The following is a 2413-nucleotide window of genomic DNA, read 5'->3' as shown; positions in this document are numbered from 1 at the left end:
AAAACGCATCCAGGAGTACGCCCCGCAGCATATTCCAGGAATCTTACAGACAGAAGCTTATACGCAAGCAGTCATCCATTCCGGCCTCCCAACGGCAGCCGATGAGGCAATCAGTGAACTCATTACGCCAGTGCTCGAACACACAAAGATGCTCCAGCGCCCAGAGCCCACCGTGTGGACGGTACTTGACGAGGCTGTCCTCCAGCGAATGATCGGCGGTCCTGCGGTGATGGCGGAGGCGCTGCGCCACCTCGCCGAGCTGGGGCGTCGGCGCCGCATCGTCGTGCAGGTATTGCCATTCGCGGCCGGCGGACACCCAGCAATTGACGGCGCACTGAAACTGATGGCCTTCTCTGACGCACCAACACTTGCCTATCTGAAATGCTTCGCGTCCGGCCAGCTGGTGGACGATCCAGCAACAGTGGCAGAGTACGAATTTGCATTCAACCTGATTGGTGCGAGTGCGCTGTCACCATCTGATTCATTGGACCTGATCGAGTCCATGGCCAGGCATTACGAACTGAAAAGCAGAAGCACGCACAATCCGAGTGCGGTCCTGTGGTGCAAATCCGATCCCGGCGGCGCGTAGCTGCCTACAAGAGACGGCGCCCTGGCTAGCGTCGAAGCCAACCAACAGGCCAAGGCGCCTGAATGCCCGCGCAGTTGCGCGAAACACCACGAAGGAACCCGGGACCACGGCGTCCGTACTTGGCTTGCCAAGCGGGGAAGGCCACAAATCACAAAGGAAATGACGGTAACAGAATGACTACTGCTAGCGACTCGACTGTTCACGACCCCGACAGGCTGCGCGCGGACATGGTCCGCGCGCTCCGTGATCAGGACGGGATCACGTCCGAGCCTGTCGCCGCTGCCTTCGCCGCAGTGCCCCGGCACCGGTTCGCGCCGGACGCGCCCTTGGAACTCGCGTACGACCTGCACCGCACCGTGCCGGTCAAGAAGGACGAGCACGGCCTGGACATCAGCGTCATGTCCGCGGCCCACCTCCAGGCCGTGATGCTGGAGCAGGCCGGCATCGAGCCCGGCATGAGGGTCCTGGAGATCGGCTCCGGCGGTGTCAACGCCGCCTATCTCCAGGAACTCGTCGGCAGCAAGGGCGAGATCACCACGGTCGACATCGATCGCGACGTCATCGACCGCGCCCGGCTATGCCTGGACGACACCGGATACACCGAGGTGAAGACAGTCCTTGCCGACGGCGAGACCGGTGTCCCCGACGGCGCCCCGTACGACCGGATCATCGTCACCGCAGCCGCGTGGGACATCCCCGCCTCGTGGATCAGTGGGCTGACCGCGAAGGGCAGGCTCGTCGTCCCGCTGACAATGTGCGGCACGACCCGCTCAATCGCCTTCGACCGCGACGACGACGGCCTGATCAGCCGCTCGTACGGTCTGGCCCGTTTCGTGCCCATGCAGGGCGAAGGCGCCGCGGAGGAGCGCAAGGCGATGCTGCGGGACGGCGTCGCTCTGCAGACCGATGACGTACGGGTGCCCCTCAACGCCCAGGCGCTGAACCGCGCCCTGGACACACCCAGGCTGGAGCGTTGGTCCGGAGCGGCGTACGACCTGCCCGACGAGTTGGAGCTGTACCTCACGCTCAACCTGTCGAGCGCGGCCCGCCTTCACGCGGACAAGGACGCCGTCGAGCACGGCCTCGTGGAAGCGTCCGCCCTGTACGGCGTGCCCGCCCTGGTGAGCGAGGACAGCATCGCCTACCGGACCCGCCGCGAGAACGAGAGCACCGGCGGCTTCGAGAGCGGCGTGATCGCCCACGGCCCGCAGGCGGAAGCGCTCGCGGACGAGTACGTGGATGTGCTTCGCCGCTGGGCCCAGGACCACCGCCACCGGGGAGCCGCGACGTTCCGGTACCTGCCGGGCGCCGCCCCCACTCCCCTGCCCCGGGACGCCGTACGACGACGCCACGGCATCGTCACGGTGGCCTGGAACTGAGACTCCGGGGCTCTCGGGCCCCGGGACCGTGAACCATCATCGAACTTCCCCAAGGAGGCATGCATGACCGTTCAGATGGAGCGCCCGGTCGCGCCGGTGCGGCCGGCCGCCGAAGAGCAGGACCTCACCGACTTCGACCTGGACATCACCATCGTCGAGGGTGGCCCCGCCGCGGACCAGCTCATCCGCCTGACGAGCGACGGCTGCAACTCCACGTGCGCGACGGCGTGCGTGAGCTGCCCATAGCAGTACCTGATCGCGTTCGTCGCGGTGCCCGGCCGCGCCCAGCCCATGGGCGCGGCCGAGCGCCGCCCGTCGACAGGAGAGGCGTATGTACCGTCACGTTGATGCGGCGCTGGTCAGGGCAGCTGCATGGCACCCCGATCACGAGACTGTCTGGCCGGACCTCGTCAGCGCGTCCGCGAACACGACGTCATGGCGGGCG

The 2413-nt window shown here is 66.5% G+C and carries 3 protein-coding genes; all 3 read left to right on the top strand.

Annotation, left to right across the window (positions count from 1 at the left end; all coding sequences use genetic code 11):
• On the top strand, positions 1–589 hold a 589-nt coding region (locus GA0115259_RS40260), incomplete at its 5' end, for a DUF5753 domain-containing protein (RefSeq protein WP_218104218.1).
• Between the two features lie 173 nt (positions 590–762).
• Positions 763–1968, top strand: coding sequence for a methyltransferase, FxLD system (gene fxlM, locus GA0115259_RS13530; protein WP_093595737.1), 1206 nt, complete (start codon positions 763–765; stop codon positions 1966–1968).
• A gap of 63 nt (positions 1969–2031) precedes the next feature.
• Complete coding sequence (locus GA0115259_RS13525; RefSeq protein WP_093595733.1) at positions 2032–2214, top strand: FxLD family lanthipeptide; 183 nt, start codon at positions 2032–2034, stop codon at positions 2212–2214.
• Positions 2215–2413 lie beyond the last annotated feature (199 nt).

Source organism: Streptomyces sp. MnatMP-M17 (assembly GCF_900091995.1).
In the GTDB taxonomy this organism is placed as follows: Bacteria; Actinomycetota; Actinomycetes; order Streptomycetales; family Streptomycetaceae; genus Streptomyces.
Note: the sequence above shows the minus strand (reverse complement) of the source record. Positions and strands in the feature narration are given on the sequence as shown.

Bases quoted from the DNA above. Each gene is read 5' to 3' on its own strand.
- fxlM (WP_093595737.1), top strand. From the start codon at position 763: ATGACTACTGCTAGCGACTCGACTGTTCACGACCCCGACAGGCTGCGC.
- GA0115259_RS13525 (WP_093595733.1), top strand. From the start codon at position 2,032: ATGACCGTTCAGATGGAGCGCCCGGTCGCGCCGGTGCGGCCGGCCGCC.